General features: G+C 64.0%; 14 protein-coding genes. 11 read left to right on the top strand and 3 right to left on the bottom strand.

Translation table 11 applies throughout. From position 1 onward, the window contains the following. Nucleotides 1-174: 174 nt before the first annotated feature. From X756_RS152830 to X756_RS152860, 7 genes are all read left to right on the top strand, one after another. Nucleotides 175-990 (top strand): ABC transporter ATP-binding protein, encoded by an 816-nt coding sequence (locus X756_RS152830; RefSeq protein ID WP_023729738.1) that lies wholly within the window; start codon nucleotides 175-177, stop codon nucleotides 988-990. Nucleotides 991-1,043: 53 nt separating this feature from the next. Beyond that, a complete protein-coding gene (locus X756_RS152835) occupies nucleotides 1,044-1,844 on the top strand; it encodes a transporter substrate-binding domain-containing protein (RefSeq protein ID WP_023671323.1) in 801 nt (266 codons plus the stop codon). A gap of 139 nt (nucleotides 1,845-1,983) precedes the next feature. Then, nucleotides 1,984-2,697, top strand: coding sequence for an ABC transporter permease (locus X756_RS152840; RefSeq protein ID WP_196813869.1), 714 nt, complete (start codon nucleotides 1,984-1,986; stop codon nucleotides 2,695-2,697). Beyond that, the gene (locus tag X756_RS152845; protein WP_023729737.1) at nucleotides 2,697-3,506 is read left to right on the top strand and encodes an ABC transporter permease; all 810 of its coding nucleotides are present in this window, start codon (nucleotides 2,697-2,699) and stop codon (nucleotides 3,504-3,506) included. Before X756_RS152840 ends, X756_RS152845 begins: the two co-directional genes overlap by 1 nt. Before the next feature lie 114 nt (nucleotides 3,507-3,620). After that, entirely contained in the window at nucleotides 3,621-4,622 is a 1,002-nt protein-coding gene (locus X756_RS152850) for an Ldh family oxidoreductase (protein WP_023700423.1), read from the top strand. A gap of 317 nt (nucleotides 4,623-4,939) precedes the next feature. Next, the gene (locus X756_RS152855) at nucleotides 4,940-5,347 is read left to right on the top strand and encodes a DoxX family protein (protein WP_023729736.1); all 408 of its coding nucleotides are present in this window, start codon (nucleotides 4,940-4,942) and stop codon (nucleotides 5,345-5,347) included. A gap of 104 nt (nucleotides 5,348-5,451) precedes the next feature. After that, nucleotides 5,452-6,432: a complex I NDUFA9 subunit family protein gene (locus X756_RS152860; RefSeq protein WP_023729735.1), complete on the top strand. Its 981-nt coding sequence runs from the start codon at nucleotides 5,452-5,454 to the stop codon at nucleotides 6,430-6,432. A 15-nt stretch (nucleotides 6,433-6,447) separates the two neighbouring features. On the opposite strand, the gene X756_RS152865 is transcribed toward X756_RS152860, so the two are convergent. Then, nucleotides 6,448-7,818: a cytochrome P450 gene (locus X756_RS152865; RefSeq protein WP_023729734.1), complete on the bottom strand. Its 1,371-nt coding sequence runs from the start codon at nucleotides 7,816-7,818 to the stop codon at nucleotides 6,448-6,450. A 217-nt stretch (nucleotides 7,819-8,035) separates the two neighbouring features. Between X756_RS152865 and X756_RS152870 the strand changes: the two genes are divergently transcribed. The 3 genes from X756_RS152870 to gyrB all read left to right on the top strand — a co-directional run bounded on the left by X756_RS152870 (nucleotide 8,036) and on the right by gyrB (nucleotide 13,929). Beyond that, nucleotides 8,036-8,605 (top strand): NADPH-dependent FMN reductase, encoded by a 570-nt coding sequence (locus X756_RS152870; RefSeq protein ID WP_023729733.1) that lies wholly within the window; start codon nucleotides 8,036-8,038, stop codon nucleotides 8,603-8,605. 76 nt (nucleotides 8,606-8,681) lie between these two features. Then, nucleotides 8,682-11,312 (top strand): caspase family protein, encoded by a 2,631-nt coding sequence (locus X756_RS152875; protein ID WP_023729732.1) that lies wholly within the window; start codon nucleotides 8,682-8,684, stop codon nucleotides 11,310-11,312. Between the two features lie 145 nt (nucleotides 11,313-11,457). Continuing rightward, a complete protein-coding gene (gyrB, locus tag X756_RS152880; protein ID WP_023671333.1) occupies nucleotides 11,458-13,929 on the top strand; it encodes a DNA topoisomerase (ATP-hydrolyzing) subunit B in 2,472 nt (823 codons plus the stop codon). Nucleotides 13,930-13,965: 36 nt separating this feature from the next. Here the strand turns inward: gyrB and X756_RS152885 are convergent, their stop codons facing one another. Continuing rightward, on the bottom strand, nucleotides 13,966-15,411 hold the full coding sequence (locus tag X756_RS152885; protein WP_023729731.1) for a hypothetical protein: 1,446 nt from the start codon (nucleotides 15,409-15,411) through the stop codon (nucleotides 13,966-13,968). Between the two features lie 331 nt (nucleotides 15,412-15,742). Between X756_RS152885 and X756_RS152890 the strand changes: the two genes are divergently transcribed. Beyond that, complete coding sequence (locus X756_RS152890) at nucleotides 15,743-16,660, top strand: membrane protein (protein WP_023729730.1); 918 nt, start codon at nucleotides 15,743-15,745, stop codon at nucleotides 16,658-16,660. A 90-nt stretch (nucleotides 16,661-16,750) separates the two neighbouring features. Here X756_RS152890 and X756_RS152895 read toward each other — a convergent pair whose 3' ends face one another. Next, nucleotides 16,751-18,148 carry an NAD(P)(+) transhydrogenase (Re/Si-specific) subunit beta gene (locus tag X756_RS152895; protein ID WP_023671337.1) on the bottom strand — a complete coding sequence of 466 codons (1,398 nt, stop codon included), beginning with the start codon at nucleotides 18,146-18,148 and terminating at the stop codon, nucleotides 16,751-16,753. Nucleotides 18,149-18,153 lie beyond the last annotated feature (5 nt).

Below are 18,153 nucleotides of genomic sequence, written 5' to 3'. Positions count from 1 at the left end.
TCGGAGGCTATTTATACACTTGCACAATAAGGCCGCAAGTGCCGTAATGAGCGGGATTGACGGGCTCGCGCTGTTGGGTCCATGCTGAAGTCTGGAGTGGGCATTACAGCGTATGTTGATTAGCCGGATAGACGTTCGACGATCTGCCGTGGACCCTGTGGCAGAGGTTCCCCGGTGAGCGCGGCGGGACCCGCCGCAGTCCAATCCGGCAAGGCGCAGGACGGCGCCGCCGAAGCCATCCATGTCGAGAACCTGCACAAGAAATTCGGCCAGCTGCATGTGCTGAAAGGCGTTTCGCTGTCGGCGCGCGACGGCGAGGTGATCGCCATTATCGGCGGCTCGGGTTCCGGCAAGTCGACGCTGCTGCGCTGCATCAACTGCCTGGAAAATCCGACCAGCGGCATCATCCGCGTCAATGGCGAGGAGATCAAACTCAAGGCCGACAGCCACGGCCACACCGTGCCCGCCGACCGCCGGCAGATCGAACGCATCCGCGCCAAGCTCGGCATGGTGTTCCAGAACTTCAACCTGTGGAGCCACATGACGCTGATCGAGAACGTCATCGAGGTTCCGGTGCATGTTCTGGGCGTCAGGCGCGACGTGGCGATCAGGGAAGCCGAAAAGCTTTTGGCGCGCGTCGGCCTCGCCGAAAAGCGCGACGTCTATCCGGCCTATCTCTCGGGCGGCCAGCAGCAGCGCGCGGCGATCGCCCGCGCCCTGGCCATCAACCCGCGCGTCATGCTGTTCGACGAGCCGACCTCGGCGCTGGACCCGGAGCTGGTCGGCGAGGTGCTGAAGGTGATCGGCGACCTGGCGCGCGAGGGCCGCACCATGGTGCTGGTCACGCATGAAATGAAATTCGCCCGCGAGGTCGCGACCCATGTCGTCTACCTCTGCAACGGGCTGGTCGAGGAAGAGGGGCCGCCGGAGCAGATATTCGGCGCACCGAAATCCGAAAGGCTGAAGCAGTTCATCCGCAACATCGGCTAGGAAGGCCGGGACGGAAGAAAACCGGGAACCAACAACAAACTGGGAGTCGTGACATGAAGACTGTTCTGAAAACATTCGCCGCAGCGCTGCTGCTCGGCGTCGCCGCCATGGGCGTGGCCAAGGCCGATCCGGTCAAGATCGGCGTCGCCGCCGAGCCCTATCCGCCCTTCACCTCGCCGGACGCTTCCGGCAAATGGGTTGGCTGGGAAATCGAGTTCATCGACGCCGTCTGCGCCGAGGAGAAGCTCGACTGCGTCATCACGCCTGTCGCCTGGGACGGCATCATCCCGGCGCTGACGACCAAGAAGATCGACGTCATCGCCAGTTCGATGTCGATCACCGCCGAACGCGAGAAGACCATCGACTTCTCGGATAAGTACTACAACACGCCGACCGCCATCATCGGCCCGAAGGACCAGAAATTCGGCGCCACGCCCGACGATCTCAAAGGCAAAGTGCTCGGCGTGCAGGTGTCGACCACCCATTCGGCCTATGCCAAGAAGCATTTCGGGCCCACGGCCGCCGAGATCAAGGAATACCAGACGCAGGACGAAGCCAACAACGATCTGGCCGCAGGCCGCCTCGACGCCGTCCAGGCGGATTCGATCGCGCTCGACGCATTCCTGAAGTCGGACCAGGGCAAGGCCTGCTGCGATCTGAAGGGCATGGTGGCTCCGGACGATGAAGTGCTCGGACCGGGCGTGGGCGCCGGCGTGCGCAAGGAAGACACCGACCTTAAGGCCAAGATCAACGCCGGCATCAAGGCGATCCGCTCGAACGGCAAATATGACGAGATATCGAAGAAATACTTCGATTTCGACATTTACGGTGGTGGCGGCGCGCAGTCGAACTGACGATCCTCGCATGAGCTAGGGGGCACGGCGTTAGCGCCATGCCTCCCTGCCCCCGCCGGCGCTGCCGTCGGCGGTGGTTGAAGCCAGCAATCCGGGGGCGACGCTGATCGACGCACTTCTTTCGGCCTCGGCGGCCGGCATAATCGAGCTTCTTTCGCCCAATCCGCCGGGCTGGGGCGGCACGCTCTTGCTTGGGCTGCTCCATTCGATCGAGATCGCGCTCGGCGCCACGGTCCTTGGTCTCCTGATCGGCACCGGGGGCGCCTTTGGCAAGCTTTACGGCGGGCCGGTCGTACGCGACTTGCTGGCGGTTTACACCACCATCGTGCGCGCCGTGCCCGAACTGGTGCTGATCCTGCTGCTCTATTATGCCGGGACGGACCTGATCAACCAGGCGCTGACGGCAATGGGCTACCAGCGCGTCGACATCAGCGGCCTTGCGGCAGGCATCGCCGTGCTCGGCTTTGTCCAGGGCGCCTATTCGACCGAAGTGATTCGTGGCGCCATCCTGGCCATACCGCAGGGCCAGATCGAAGCCGCCCGCGCCTATGGCATGTCACCCGGGCTCATGCTGCGGCGCATCACCTTGCCGGCGATGCTGCCCTTCGCCATACCCGGGCTCGCCAATCTGTGGCTGATCGCCACCAAGGATACGGCCCTTCTGGCGGTCGTCGGCTTTTACGAGCTGGCGCTGGCGACGCGGCAGGCGGCGGGCGTCACCAAAGCCTATTTCACCTTCTTTTTCGCCGCGGGCGTGCTCTATCTCATCTTGTCGCTGGTCTCCAACCTCCTCATCGGCCGTCTCGAGGCCTGGTCGCGGCGCGGTATGCCGTCGCTCAAGGATGCGCGCTGATGGCCGGAGAAGCGATCATCATCAATGTTGCCGCGCGGACGTCGCTGTGGCTGCAGCCGCATCGCATCGTGCTGATCCTGATCGCGATCGGGCTGGTGCTGAGCGCCGCCTTCTTCATGCGCTGGGACTGGCTGCCGCAATATTATGAAATGGGGCTTCTCGGCATCTGGCGGTCGCTGTGGATCCTGGCCGTCACCTGCTTTCTCGGCTTCCTGCTCGCCGTGCCGCTCGGGCTCGCGCAGGCCGCCGGCTCTTTCTGGTTTTCCGCGCCCGCCAGGACATTCTGCACCGTCATCAGGGGCACGCCGCTGCTGATCCAGCTATGGCTGCTCTATTACGGGCTGGGCTCGCTGTTTCCGCAATTTCCCTGGATCCGCGAATCCTGGATGTGGCCGTATCTGAGGCAAGCCTGGCCTTATGGCGTGCTGGCACTGACCTTGTCCTTCGCCGGCTATGAGGGCGAAGTAATGCGCGGCGCCTTTGCCGGCGTGCCGAAGGGGCAGTTAGAGGCGGCCCGCGCTTTCGGCATGAGCCGCTGGAAGATTTTCCGCCGCATCTGGCTGCCGCAGGCCATCTACCGGGCGCTGCCGACGCTGACCGGCGAAACCGTGCTGCAGCTGAAGTCGACGCCGCTGGTGGCGACGATCAGCGTCATCGACATCTTCGCAGTCTCGTCCAAGGTCCGGCAGGACACCTACCTCACCTACGAACCCTTGCTGCTTTTGGCGCTGATCTACATGATCATCACCGGCATACTGGTGTTTGCATTCAGCAAGATCGAGGCGCGCATACCGAACAAGGTGGGCTAGGGAATAGTGAGCAGGCAGTAGTGAGTAGTCAGCATATGACCGGGAAACCGCTTGCTTTCGCTACTCCCTACTGACTACTCCCTACTCACTCTCACCACCAATCGGGTCCGCACCATGCAACTCTCTCTAGACCAGGCAACAGGGCTGTGCCGGATGGCGGCGCTCGGCGCCGGCGCCAATGAGGAGGCGGCGCGGTCGCTCACCGCCTCGATCATTGCCGCCGAGGCGGAAGGGCTTTCGACCGTCGGGCTGACCCATTTCATCGATTACCTCGAAGCGCTGGAAGCCGGCCGCATCGACGGCAATGCCGATCCGGTGATCACCAGGCCGGCGCTCGCCGTCTATCTCTCCGATGCGCGTGGCGGCCTCGCCCATACCGGCTTCGACCGCACCATCGACGACCTCGCCAAGGCGGCAAAGCTGTTCGGCGTCGCCATCTTCTCGCAGAAGAACGCCTATACGTGCGGCGCACTAGGCTATTTCACCGGGCGTCTGGCGCAGCTGGGATTGGTCTCCTTCGCCGCCACCAACGGGCCGGCGGTGCTGGCAGGCTCGGGCTCGGTCAAGCCGGTCTATTGCACCAACCCGATGTCGTTTGCGGCACCCGCCGCCGATGGCGCGCCGCTGGTCATCGACCAGTCGTCGAGCGCCACCGCCTTCGTCAACATCCGCAAGGCGGCCGAGGACGGCAAGAAGATCCCCGAAGGCTGGGCGCTGGACGCCAGCGGCAACCCGACCACCGATCCGGCCGCTGCCATGAAGGGCGCCATGCTGGCCTTCGGCGGCCAGCGTGGCGCCAACATCGCGCTGATGGTCGAAGTGCTGGCGGCTGGCCTGTCGGGCGCCAACTGGTCGCTCGACGCGCCCTGGTTCTCCGGCGGATCGGACAGCCCGGGAACCGGCCTGTTCGTGCTCGCCGTCGAGCCCAAGCTGCTCGACCCGGATTTCGAGCAGCGCATGAAGGACCAGCTCGACCGGCTGCGCCGGCGCTTTGGCGTGCACGTTCCGGGCCGGGCGCGGGCCGAAGCGGCCGAGAAGGCGCAGGCGCGCGGCATCAATGCCCCCAAAGCCGTGGTGCAGCGCATTTCCGAGTTCGCCGAGCGCTATTCGGGCTGAAGCGGTCCTGCGACAACGCGACCTGGCTGAACCTTTCTACCGATCGCAACGACCAATAGCTGCCGGGTCGGGTTTGCCCGGTCGGTGTCTTCTGTCGGATGCGTTTAGGGCCCGGGCGGGCGTATGCCGTCTCAGGTTATCCGCCGCGTTGCGCTCTGTCTCGACAGTTGCGTCACCCGGAAAACCCCGCTTCGGCGGGGTTTTCTGCGTTCGTGCTCTGTGTGCTAAAACATGATGGCGGAAGTTAACTTTTGCTAACTTGACTTGCCGGAACCATCGGGCGTTTGCAAGGGATCGTCACAACAACAGGAGCTACGATGTCCGCAACCACCGACGCTTCCCGGGGCAAACTTATCGTTCCGGTGTTTGGCCGCCTGTATTCGTCGCTGTATGATGGCGCCGAAACGCAGAAGATCACCAACCCTTTCGGCACCGCCGAGATGGTCGAAGGCCTCGGCTTCTGTCCCGGCGCGTTCTGGTCGCTGCTTTTGTCCTGCACCGAATTCTTCGGCGGCATTCTGATCGCCATCGGCCTGTTGACTCGGCCCGCAGCCTTTGCCGGTATGATCGTGCTGCTGGTCACCGTCTGGTTCCACTGGATCACTGTCGGCCAGGGCTTTTCCGGCGCTGAAAAGTCGCTTCTATGGGCGGCGATCCTGCTGTTCTTCGTTATCCGCGGCGGCAACCGCCAGTCGGTCGACGCGCGCCTCGGCAAGGCGTTCTGAAGGGTCCATAAGAGGGTGGCAGCGACGACGCGTCACCCTTTGCCTTTGGCCCAAAACGGACTATGAAACGGCTTCAGCCAAGCTTTCGAGCGCCGGAGCCAGCCATGACCGAAATCCTGCAGATCCCCAAGCTCGTGGTCGTCTTCGGCGGCTCCGGCTTCGTCGGCCGCCACATCGTGCGGGCGCTGGCCAAGCGCGGCTACCGCATCAGGGTGGCGGTGCGCCGGCCCGATCTCGCGGGACATCTGCAGCCGCTCGGCAATGTCGGCCAGATCCAGCCGGTGCAGGCCAATGTGCGCGTGCGCTGGTCCGTCGACCGCGCCGTGCAGGGCGCCGACCATGTCATCAATCTGGTCGCCATCCCGCATGAAAGCGGCCGGCAGAAATTCAACACCGTGCACGAATTCGGCGCCCGCGCCGTCGCCGAAGCCGCGCGCTCGGTCGGCGCAGGACTGACCCATATTTCGGCGCTGGGCGCCGACCTCAACGCCGAGTCCGATTATGCGCGCACCAAGGCGCTCGGCGAAAAGGCTGTCCTGGAGACGATCGCCGACGCCGTCATCTTCCGTCCGTCGATCAATTTCGGACCCGAGGACAGTTTCTTCAACCGCTTCGCCGACATGGCGCGCTATTCGCCGGTGCTGCCGCTGATCGGCGGCGGCCAGACCAAGTTCCAGCCGGTCTATGTCGGCGATGTCGCCGAAGCGGTGGCGCGTTCGGTCGAGGGCAAGATCAAGGGCGGCCAGATCTATGAACTCGGCGGGCCGCAAGTGCTCACCTTCAAGCAGTGCATAGAAGAGCTGCTCACCGTCATCGAGCGCAAGCGGCTCCTGGTGCCGGTGCCGTGGTGGATGGCCAATCTGCAGGCCTCGATCCTCGGCCTGCTGCCCAACCCGTTGCTGACCAAAGACCAGGTGCTGCTGCTGCGCCAGCCCAACATTGTGTCGGAGGAGGCCAACAAGGCCAACCGGAACCTTGCCGGCCTCGACATCCAGCCGCAGTCTATCGGCACAATCCTGCCCAGCTATCTCTGGCGCTTCCGCGCCGCAGGCCAGTTCCAGCGCAAGCCCGCCGGCATCGCGTAACAAGGCGTTGCGCCGTTAAACGCGCCGCGTCACCTGCATCGGCAGGCCGCCTTGCGGCTGTGTCGTCAGTTTCTGCACCGGCCACGGCTTGGTCTCGGCGGTCACATCGAAGCGGAAGCGCGACAGCATGATGGCCAGCGCAATGATCGCCTCTTGCATGGCAAAGCTGGCGCCGATGCAGATGCGCGGACCGGCGCCGAACGGCAGATACTGGAAGCGGTCGATCTTCTCGCGGTTTCCCGGATGGAAGCGTTCGGGCATGAAGGCGTCGGGCATGTCCCACAGTTTTCTGTGGCGGTGGACGACCCAAGGCATCACCAGTACGGCCGCGCGCTTGGGGAGCACCAGATCGTTCCAGGTCTCCGTCTCGATCGGCTCGCGGTTGATCGACGGCGCCGGCGGATAAAGCCGCAGCGCCTCCTCGAAGGCGGCGCGGGTGAACGGCATTGCGTCGAGCCATTTCGTCGGGTCGGGTTCGCGCGCCAGCACGGCATCGATCTCGCGCTCGACCTTTTCGCGCTCCCACGGCGCTTCGGCGAGGCAGTAGATCGTCCAGCCCAGCGCCCGCGCGGTGGTCTCGTGGCCGGCGCCGATGAAGGTGATGATGTTGTCCTCGACTTCCGCCCGCGTCAGCCCGTCGGGGCCTTCGGCGCGCAGCAGAAGCGTCAGGAAATCCTGCGGCGCGGTGTCGGGGTCGCGCTTCAGCCGCTCCTCGCGCATCTTGACTGTATCGGTGACGATCTTGCGGAAATACGCCATGGTCTTGCGGCCGCGGATGCGGGTCAGCCGCGGCAGCCATTCGGGCGCGCGCAACAGGTCGAGCGGATCGACACGGCCCATGGTTTCGAACAGGCGGTCGATTTCCTGCGCGAAACTGCCGGGCTCGCCCGCAATCTCGCCCGAAAACAGCGTTTCGGCCAGGATATCGTAGGTGAGCAGCGTCATGTCATGGGCGACATCGGTCATCCCGCCCTCCTCGTAGCGGGCGACGAACTGCATCGTGCGGCGCAGCATCGGCTCGGCGAAGCCGAAGATATGCCGCGGCGTGAACACCGGCGCCATCGCCTTGCGCGACCGCTTCCACACCTCGCCTTCGGCGGTCAGCAGCCCGTCGCGCAGGATCGGCCGCAGGATCATCTGGCGCACCGTCGCCATCTTGTAGTTCTTGGCGTTGTCGATCAGCACGTGGCGGATGAGGCCGGGATCGTTGGCGACGATCAGATGCCCGCCGACGCCATTCGCCGAAATCCAGGGTTCGTTGTAGGTGTGCTCGCCCCAGAGTTCGAGGGGATTGCGGTAGACGATCCGCATCATCTCCAGCGTCGAAGGCGGCGTCGTGCGCGGCCTGGGCGCCGGCGGCACGAAGGGGACGGGCTGCGTGTCCATGAGGTGCTCCGCTGATAGCTCAGATGTAGTGGCTGGCAATCCGGGCGTCCATGTGACCGAACGGCAAACTGAAACGCTGCAGCGCCCGGTGTGCCCGACAGACGGTGTGTTCATCGGATCGTGACCGCCGGTGAAACCGTTGCGGCTTGTCCGGTTGGACACTCTGCCATAGGTGACAGTTACCAACAGCTACTGCCAATCGCCCAGGAGAGTCCGCTTGAAGCACAAGCTGAACATCATAATCGGCAGCACGCGGCCGGGCCGCGCCGGGCCGGTCTTCGCCCACTGGCTGGAGGATTTTGCCCGCGAGCACGGCAAATTCGAACCGGTGCTGACCGACATTGCCACGTTCCATCTGCCGGTTCTGGACGAGCCGCATCACCCCAGGCTCGGCAATTACCAGAACGACCACACCAAAGCCTGGTCGAAGGTCATTGATGCCGCCGACGCCTTCGTGTTCGTGGCGCCGGAGTACAATTATTTCGTGGCGCCTGCGATCGTCAACGCCATCGACTACCTTGCGCGCGAATGGAAATACAAGCCAGCCGCCATTTTCAGCTATGGCGGCGTTTCCGGAGGCCTGCGCGCCGCGCAGGCGCTGAAGCCGCTGCTGACCGCGGTGGGCGTCATGCCCATCTCGGAAGGCGTCGCGCTGCCGATGTATCAGAAACTGCTGGAGAGCGACGGCTCCTTCCAGGCTAGTGAGCAGGTAGAGGGTGGGACCAAGACCATGCTGGACGAGCTCTCGCGCTGGAGCGAGGCGCTGAAGCCGATGCGGGCTGCGTAACGCAGCCGGCTCCGGCTTGCTCATGCCATAAAGAGGTGGAATGGTCGGCAGGTGACTGAGCCGGGGGCGGTTCGATTTGCGCCTGTTGTTTGCCTTGCTGTTGATGCTTGCGACCACCGCCACAGCGGTGGCGGAGCGGCGCGTGGCGTTGGTCATTGCCGAGGACGACTACCGGCTGGTGCGGCCGCTGGCCAATCCTGTCAATGACGGCGAGGTGATGGAAGTGGCGCTGAAGAAGCTCGGCTTCGAGGTCGTGGTCGAGACCAATCGTGATCTCAGGCGCATGCGCCGGGCTCTCGACGATTTTCGCGAGGACGCCATGGGCGCCGACGTGGCGCTGGTGTATTTCTCCGGCCATGGCGTCGAAATCTCCGGCGACAACCGTCTTCTGCCGGTCGATGCCGATGCCTCCTCGCTCGACCAGCTGGAGAAGACCAGCCTGCCGCTGGAGGAAGTGCGCGATGCGATTGCCGCCACGGCGAAGGTCGGGCTGATCGTGCTCGACGCCTGCCGCAGCGATCCGTTCACAGGCGGCAACGGCGACGGGCGTGGCGCCACATCGCTGATCAAGGACCTGGTGGACAAGATCAAGCCGGGCCTCGGACGCGTCGGCAAGGCGGAAAACATCCTGTTCGCCTTTTCGGCGGCGCCCGGCGAGACGGCTGCCGACGGTACCGGTGCGAATTCGCCCTTTACAGCGGCGCTGATCAAATACCTCGGCACCGACGGGCTCGAAATCCGCTCGGTGCTGACGCTGGTGCAGCAGGAGGTCTACGACCTTTCGCGCGGAAAACAGCTGCCCTACGTCGAGAGCGGGCTGCCGAAGCTGTTCTTCGCCTCGGCGGCCAAGGAACAACTGCCGGAGCGCGAGCGGCTGTTGCTTGCCATGGCCGATGTGACGCCGGAAATGCGCGGCGCGGTCGAACGGGTCGCCAGCGATGCCGACATGCCGCTGGCGCCGCTCTATGGCGCGCTGATCAGTTCCGACACCAGCCATCTCTCCGGCGAAAGCCTGGACGCCAAGCTGCGCGAGGCGGCCGACGCCTTCGTCAAGGTGCGCGGCGAGATGAAGACGCTGGCCGCCGACGACCCGCAGGTGACCGAACTGCGCCGCCAGGCCGAGGAACAGTTGGCGCTCGGCGCTTTCGATGGTGCACGCGTGATCCTCGCCAAGGCCGCCGACGTCGACAATGTCTCGCGCCAGGCGTTGAAGGCCAATTTCGTCAGCCGCACCCTGTCCGAAGCCGCGACGCTATTTCTCTCGGGCGGCGCGGCGCGCGCCACCCTCGACTATGCCACCGCCATCAAGGACTATGAAACGGTGCTGTCGCTCTACGGCGAGGCCGGGCAGACCTCTCTCAGCCTGGAACAGGCCGACCGCCAAAGCCGCACGCTGGAAGAGCTCGGCATCCTCTACACGACGGTTGGCAACACCGATGCCGCCGGCCGCGCCTTTGCGGCGCTGGTCGCCAACCTCGAGCAGCGAGCGCGCCAGGAAACCGATCCGAGCGTCAAGCGCGACCTCGCCATCGGCCATATCAAGTTCGCCAACATCAAGATGGCGCAAGGCGATCTGCCGGCCTCCCTGCAAAACTATGAGGCGGCCAGGGACATGTTGCAGGGCCTGACCACAGACGTGCCGGACAAGAAGGACTGGCTCGGCGATCTCGCCATGGCCCATGATAAGATCGGCAATGTGCTGGCCACGCAAGGCGACGTGGGTGCGGCAGCCCAGGCCTACCAGCAAAGCCTGTCCATCAAGCAGCAATTGGCCGATGCCGAGCCGAACAGCGTCTATCTGCTGCGCGACCTGACCATTACCTACGACGAAATCGGCGGCCTTGCCCGCACCGCCGGCCAACTGGATGGCGCCCAGACTGCATTCGAAGAGAGCCTGAGAATTCGGCTGGCACTGGCGCAGAACAACCCGGACGACCCCAGGCACCAGCGCGCCGTCTCCGTCAGCTACACCAGGATCGGCGACGTTCTGCGCGAGCGTGGCGACGCTGCGGGCGCGCTCGACGCCTACAACAAGAGCCAAATAATCGCCGAAGCGCTGGTGCGCCGCGACTCAAACGACACCGATTTGAAGCGCGACCTGTCGGTCGGTTACGCCAAGATCGGCAATGCTTACGGCGACCAGAAGGACTGGCCACTCGCGTTGGAGGCCTACCAGCAAGCGCTGGCCACGGCGCGAGACCTTGCCGCCAGCGACCCAGGCAACACCGACTGGCAGCGCGACCTGTCGGTCTGTTTGGAAAAAATTGCCGGCGTGTTTGATGCCGAGGGCAATATCGCCGGTGCTTTGCAGAACTATCAGGACAGTCTCGTTATTGCCAACCGTTTGGCAAATCTCGACCCGGGCAATTCCGACTGGCAGCGCGACCTGTCGATCACGTTCGAGGAAATAGGCCTGCTGGAGACCAAGCAGCGCCACTATGAGGGCTCGAAGAAGGCCTTCGAAGCCAGCCTGGCCATCCGCCAGCGGTTGGCCCTGTCCGATCCGGACAATGCGATCTGGCAATTCGATCTGGTACAGGCCTACATCAACTATGCCTATGTGGCGAAGAATCCGAAGGCTGTGTTGTCGCAGGCGCTAGACCTGACGCTGGAGCTTGACCGCACAGGCAAACTGGCGCCGAGGGACAAACCCACTATCAAATATCTGCGCGGTCTTCTGGCCAAATTGAAAGCCGCGAAAAAATAGCCGGCTGCCAGCTCGGGATTCAGCCCTGAAATGCCCGCAAACCTTGGAAAAACCGCCTTTTGCGCCTATATCTAGGACATCAAAGCGGCGTGATTCGAAGCCATTTTTTCGCGCTGAGCATGCGGCATCAATCAGACAGGTTTTCATGAGCGATCAAAGCGACAACGCCAACGGCGCTGAGGCCGAATACGGCGCCGATTCCATCAAGGTTTTGAAGGGGTTGGACGCTGTCCGCAAGCGGCCGGGCATGTATATCGGCGACACCGACGACGGCTCGGGCCTGCATCACATGGTCTATGAGGTGGTCGACAACGCCATCGACGAGGCGCTGGCCGGCCATGCCGATCTGGTCACGGTGACGCTCAATCCCGACGGTTCGGTCACCGTTATCGACAATGGCCGCGGGATTCCGACCGATATTCACACTGGCGAAGGCATTTCGGCGGCCGAAGTGATCATGACGCAGCTGCATGCCGGCGGCAAATTCGACCAGAATTCCTACAAGGTGTCTGGCGGCCTGCACGGCGTCGGCGTCTCGGTGGTCAACGCGTTGTCGGCCTGGCTGAAGCTGAAAATCCGCCGCAACGGCCAGATTTTCGAGATGAGCTTCACGCATGGCAATGCCGATGCGCCGCTCAAGGCGACCGGCAGCTATGAGCAGAACAAGCAGCCCGGCACCTATGAGGGCCGCAGCGGTTCCGAGATCACCTTCTTTCCGTCGTCCGAAACCTTCACCATGGTCGAGTTCGACTTCGGCACGCTGGAGCACCGGCTGCGCGAGCTCGCCTTCCTGAATTCCGGCGTGCGCATCATTTTGACCGATGCCCGCCATGCCGATCTCGTGCGCCACGAGTTGCACTATGATGGCGGCCTGGAAGAGTTCGTCAAATATCTCGACCGGGTCAAGAAACCGCTGATCGACAAGCCGATCGCCATCAAGGCCGAGCGCGACGGCATCACCGTCGAAGTGGCGATGTGGTGGAACGACAGCTACCACGAGAACGTGCTGGCCTTCACCAACAACATCCCGCAGCGCGATGGCGGCACCCATCTGGCCGGCTTCCGTGGCGCGCTGACGCGCCAGATCACCGGCTATGGCGAATCGTCGGGCCTGACCAAGAAGGAAAAGGTGGCGCTGATCGGCGACGACTGCCGCGAGGGCCTGACGGCGGTGCTGTCGGTCAAGGTTCCCGATCCGAAATTCTCCTCGCAGACCAAGGACAAGCTGGTCTCGTCAGAGGTGCGGCCCGTGGTCGAAGGCCTGGTCAACGAGGCGCTTGGCACCTGGCTGGAAGAACACCCGACCGAGGGCAAGGTGGTCATCGACAAGGTGATCCAGGCGGCTGCGGCGCGCGAAGCCGCGCGCAAGGCCCGCGACATCACCCGCAAAAGCTCGCTCGGCGTCACCTCGCTGCCTGGCAAGCTCGCCGACTGCCAGGAGCGCGACCCGGCGAAATCCGAAATCTTCATCGTTGAGGGTGATTCCGCCGGCGGCTCGGCCAAGGGCGGCCGTTCGCGCCAGAACCAGGCGATCCTGCCGTTGCGCGGCAAGATCCTCAATGTCGAGCGCGCCCGCTTCGACCGCATGCTCGGCTCCGAGATGATCGGCACGCTGATCACCGCGCTCGGCACCTCGATCGGCAAGGACGAGTTCAACGCCGACAAATTGCGCTACCACAAGATCATCCTGATGACCGACGCCGACGTCGACGGCGCCCATATCAGGACCTTGCTGCTCACCTTCTTCTTCCGCCAGATGCCGGAGCTGATCGAGCGCGGCCATCTCTACATCGCCCAGCCGCCGCTCTACAAAGTGACGCGCGGAAAAAGCTCGCAATACATCAAGGACGAGAGCGCCTTCGAGGAGTTCCTGATCGGCTCCGGGCTGGAGGAGGCGTCGCTGACGCTTGCCTCCGGCGAGGCGCGGGCCGGACAGGATCTGCGCGGCTCGATCGATGATGCACTGGCCGTGCGCCAGCTCATCAACGGGCTGCACACGCGCTACAACAGGGGCGTGGTCGAACAGGCGGCGATCGCCGGCGCGCTCAACGCCGATGTGCTAAACGACCTCGGCCGCGCCAATGCCATGGCCGAACGCGTCGCCCAGCGCCTCGACATCATTGCCGAGGACACCGAGCGCGGCTGGACCGGCCGGCTGTCGACCTCCAATGAAGGCGTCGGCGGCTATGTGTTCGAACGCACGGTGCGCAGCGTCAAGGAATTCGCGCAGCTCGATGCCGGGCTGATAAATTCGGCCGACGCACGCCAGCTCGACCGCTATGCCCCGCGCCTCATGGAAGTCTATGGCGAGCCGCCGGTGCTGCGCCGCAAGGATGTCTCCGAAACCATTTCGGGGCCGCTGGCGCTGCTCAACGCGGTGTTTGCGACCGGCCGCAAGGGCCTGACCATGCAGCGCTACAAGGGCCTCGGCGAGATGAATGCCGAGCAGCTCTGGGAAACCACGCTCGACCCGAATGTGCGTTCGCTGCTGCAGGTCAAGGTCAATGACGCCACCGATGCGGATTCGCTGTTTTCGCGGCTGATGGGCGACGAGGTCGAACCGCGGCGCGAATTCATCCAGGACAACGCGCTGTCAGTTGCCAATCTGGACATTTGAGGGCTGGGGGCCTTGCCGCCGGAGCTCCACTCCGGGTCAGGCCTTTGGCTCCAGCTTCCGACCAAGGTCCACCGCGTCGCGCAGCACTTGCAGATGCGAGCGCGGCGCGGTGCCCGCCGGCAGGGCGATTTCGACGCCGTTTGCCGTCGATGACCAATAAAGCGTGTGGGTGAAGATACGGCCAAGTGAGCTGCGAAGCTCGATCTGGATGTTCTCCACACCGGGGCCGAAGTTTTCCGTCATCGGACCGGAAATCGGATCGCCTGTCGCCCAGCCATTGCCGCGGTCGTAGACGTTCGTCCAGCGCGTTGCCGCAAACACCGCGCCATGATGCACCGCGCGCTGCGCCTTGCCTTGGCTGTGTCCTTCCCGGTAAAGCACGGTGCCGCCGGGGCGCCCGTCATCGGCAATCGGCGGGCAAGCCGAGAACAGGCGCTCGGCAAGGCCACGCCTGAATTCGGCGAGATTGTAGGTCACCAGGAATTCGCTGTGGGAGAGCGGACTGCCAAGCGTGACGAAATCGCTGATCTTCCAGGGCAGCGGGTGGTCGGCGTCCTTGGTCCGAAGCTGCTGGTAGAGCGCCCATTGACCGCGCCGGAATCCGGCGAGGTCTTCAAGGTTCTTTGGCCACGCTGACCCATCAGAGCCGAGCGTTGCCTTGTCGACGGCCTCGACCGCCGCCAGTTTGGCCTTGTCGCGGACCGCTTCCAGCCTTCGCGGCCGGAACTCGGCCCACAGGATCTGCAGCAAATCATAGGCGATGATCGACCCAAGGCTGTGCGAGACCAGCACGATGCGGTCGTAAGCATCGTCCTTCATCAGCGTCTTGAGCAACGTCAGGCCTCTGTCGCGGATCAGCGCACGCTTCTCGATCGCCGCCGCCTCGGCGCGCACATAAGCTGCGACGTCACCGAAATAGGGCAGGGCGAACTGATCCACCGCCCAGATGACAAAAGAAGCGAGGGTGGTGATCATCAGGCCGGTCGTCAAGGTAACGGCCTGTTGCCAGACCGATGTTGCCAGCACGAGTGCTGCGCCCAGAATGACGATAACGATCAGAAGTGTGGCGACGTAAAGCTTGCGGGCGTCGGGCGGAATGTCGGCGGGCTTGCGCCACAACAGGTTCGTCACCCAGGCGGCCAGCCGGCCGCGCGTCGTGCCTTGCGTGATGTCGGCCCAATAAAGCTCGTAGAAATCGGTACGGCGGCCATCGACGTCGTAGGGCGTGGTGATGCGGCGCAGCTCGTGTGACTTGGTCCGGCTGTCGGGCGTGATCCAGCTCTGGTTGATCGTGGCGCCGGAAACGGCCGGATCGGGAATCTGGGCGTAGGGTGGAGCACGGGTGGGATCGCTGCTCCAGACCGCCTGGACGAATCCCCTCAGCGTACCCATCGGCCGCTGCTCGCCCATGCCATGCACGATCACCACCGCCTGGCTGGGCTGCGCCTTTTTGTAAGCCAGCGATGCGACAGTCTTGGGCATCAGCGTCTCCGTTGACGACATCCGACGGCGGGATCGCTCATGCTACCCCCGGCTCACCGAGCCAACAATACACGGCAGCCCATGTGGACCTCCGTGAACCAATCCACAGTTTCGCAGTCGTGCCTCGGGCCGCGCGGAAAATAGTTCCGTTCCCGCTAAGCAAATCATTTCATTGCTCCTCGGAACGGAAATCGCTCAGGAACATTGTGACGACATCGATCAATTTCTCGCAGGGAGGCTCTTTATGGGACGCGGTATTTTGCTCTGGTTGCTCGGTATTCCGATCCCGATCATCATTCTCATCATGCTGTTCGTACGGTAGGAGGCGTCGATGCAGTCCACCGTATCGGCTGTCGACGTATCTGCTTCAACAGAATCCTCCGCCACGGCCGTCAGCTGGGGGCCGATCATCGCCGGCGCCTTCGCGGCCTCGACGCTGACCTTCATCCTCATGCTGCTCGGCTCAGGACTGGGGCTGACCATGGTCTCGCCATGGTCCGGCGCCAGTGCCTCGCTGACCACCTTCGCGGTGTCCGGCGCGATCTGGCTCATCATCGTGCAATGGCTGTCCTCCGGGGTCGGTGGCTATCTTGCCGGACGCCTGCGCACCAAATGGGTCGGCATCCACACCGACGAGGTCTATTTCCGTGACACCGCGCACGGCCTCCTCGCCTGGGCGCTGGCGACATTGCTGGTCGTCGGCATTCTCGGGTCGGCGCTGTCGGCAGTGCTTGGTTCAGGCGTGCAGGCGGCTTCTACCGTTGCCTCAGGCGCCGCCATGGGTGCTTCGGCCGGCGCGTCCGCCAATGCCGGCAGCGCACCGGCCGACAATGCAACGTCCTATCTTGTGGATACGCTGTTCCGTCCGGCTGATGCCGCCAGGCTCGCGGCGGCCAATCCGGACAGCGATGCGGCTGCGGCCGGGCAGGCTTCGCGCATCCTCGTCGCCAGTGCGGCGGCAGGCGAAATTTCGGCTGACGACAAGACCTATCTGTCGCAGCTCGTCGCCGCCCGCACCGGGCTTTCCGAGGCTGACGCCAAGGCGCGTGTCGACGCCCTGGTGGCCAGGGTCGAGGACGCAAAGGTCAAGGCCAAGCAGGCCGCCGACGCCGCCCGGAAAGGCAGCGCCACCTTCGCACTGCTTGGCGCCCTGTCGCTGGTTATCGGCGCCTTCATCGCCAGCGCTGCGGCAGCACTGGGCGGCAGGCAGCGCGACGACGAGGAAGCGGTTTTCCTGACCAGCCGCTGAACCGGTCTTCAACATAGAAAAGCCCGGTCGAACCGGGCTTTTTTGTTTCCGATGATGGACCAAACCTTCCAGTGGAAGGTTGCGGCGGGATCAGTGATCCATCGCCTTGACGATTTCCTCGGTCATCTTCTTGGCGTCGCCGAGCAGCATCATGGTGCCGTCCTTGTAGAACAGCGTGTTGTCGATGCCGGCATAGCCGGAGCCGAGCGAGCGCTTGACGAACAGGCAGGTGCGGGCCTTGTCGACGTCGAGGATCGGCATGCCGTAGATCGGCGACGACTTGTCGTCGCGGGCGGACGGATTGGTGACGTCGTTGGCGCCGATGACATAGGCGACATCGGCCTGCGCGAACTCGGAGTTGATGTCTTCCAGTTCGAACACTTCGTCATAGGGAACATTGGCTTCGGCGAGCAGCACGTTCATGTGGCCGGGCATGCGGCCGGCCACGGGGTGGATGGCGTATTTGACATCCACGCCATTGGCCTTGAGCTTGTCGGCCATTTCGCGCAGCGCGTGCTGGGCCTGGGCGACCGCCATGCCGTAGCCCGGCACGATGATGACCTTCTGTGCGTTCATCATCAGATAGGCAGCGTCGTCGGCCGAGCCCTGCTTGACCGTGCGTTCGATGCCGTCATCGGCAACCGCCGCGGTCTCGCCGCCGAAGCCGCCGAGGATGACCGAGATGAACGACCGGTTCATGCCCTTGCACATGATGTAGGACAGGATGGCGCCGGACGAGCCGACCAGCGCGCCGGTGATGATCAACGCCAGATTGCCAAGCGTGAAGCCGAGTGCCGCGGCGGCCCAGCCGGAATAGGAATTCAGCATCGAGACGACGACCGGCATGTCGGCGCCGCCGATCGGGATGATCAAGAGGACGCCGAGCGCCAGCGAAGCCGCGACGATCAGCCAGAACACCAGCTTGGCCTCGGTGGTGACCAGAAGCACGATCAGCACGATCAGCGCGATGCCGAGGACCGCGTTGATGATGTGACGGCCGCCGATCATGATCGGCTTGCCCGACATGCGGCCATCGAGCTTGAGGAAGGCGATGACGGAGCCGGTGAAGGTGATGGCGCCGATGGCAACGCCAAGGCTCATCTCGATCAACGCCTGGGCGTGGATGTCGCCATTCGTGCCGATGCCGAAACTTTCCGGCGCGTAGATGGCGGCTGCCGCTACCATGACGGCGGCAAGGCCGACCAGCGAGTGGAAGGCGGCGACCAGCTGCGGCATCGAAGTCATGGCGATGCGGCGCGCTGTAACGGCGCCGACGCCGCCGCCGATGGCCAGACCAAGCACGATCAGGCCGAAGCGCCCGGCGGACGGAGTCGCCAGCGCCAGCGTGGTGGCAATGGCAATGCCCATGCCGATCATGCCGTAGAGATTGCCTTGGCGGCTGGTGGTCGGATGCGACAGGCCGCGCAGCGCCATGATGAACAGGACGCCGGAGACCAGGTAGAGGAAGGACGCGAAGTTGGCGTTCATGGCTC

The sequence above is a fragment of the Mesorhizobium sp. LNJC405B00 genome (genome assembly GCF_000502615.1).
Lineage (GTDB): Bacteria > Pseudomonadota > Alphaproteobacteria > Rhizobiales > Rhizobiaceae > Mesorhizobium.
Note: the sequence above shows the minus strand (reverse complement) of the source record. Positions and strands in the feature narration are given on the sequence as shown.

Excerpts from the sequence above, each read along its gene's own strand:
- X756_RS152845 (WP_023729737.1), top strand. The coding sequence starts at position 2,697 with ATGGCCGGAGAAGCGATCATCATCAATGTTGCCGCGCGGACGTCGCTG.
- X756_RS152855 (WP_023729736.1), top strand. The coding sequence starts at position 4,940 with ATGTCCGCAACCACCGACGCTTCCCGGGGCAAACTTATCGTTCCGGTG.
- X756_RS152865 (WP_023729734.1), bottom strand. The coding sequence starts at position 7,818 with ATGGACACGCAGCCCGTCCCCTTCGTGCCGCCGGCGCCCAGGCCGCGC.
- X756_RS152885 (WP_023729731.1), bottom strand. The coding sequence starts at position 15,411 with ATGCCCAAGACTGTCGCATCGCTGGCTTACAAAAAGGCGCAGCCCAGC.
- X756_RS152895 (WP_023671337.1), bottom strand. The coding sequence starts at position 18,148 with ATGAACGCCAACTTCGCGTCCTTCCTCTACCTGGTCTCCGGCGTCCTG.
- X756_RS152890 (WP_023729730.1), top strand. The coding sequence starts at position 15,743 with ATGCAGTCCACCGTATCGGCTGTCGACGTATCTGCTTCAACAGAATCC.
- gyrB (WP_023671333.1), top strand. The coding sequence starts at position 11,458 with ATGAGCGATCAAAGCGACAACGCCAACGGCGCTGAGGCCGAATACGGC.
- X756_RS152835 (WP_023671323.1), top strand. The coding sequence starts at position 1,044 with ATGAAGACTGTTCTGAAAACATTCGCCGCAGCGCTGCTGCTCGGCGTC.
- X756_RS152860 (WP_023729735.1), top strand. The coding sequence starts at position 5,452 with ATGACCGAAATCCTGCAGATCCCCAAGCTCGTGGTCGTCTTCGGCGGC.
- X756_RS152850 (WP_023700423.1), top strand. The coding sequence starts at position 3,621 with ATGCAACTCTCTCTAGACCAGGCAACAGGGCTGTGCCGGATGGCGGCG.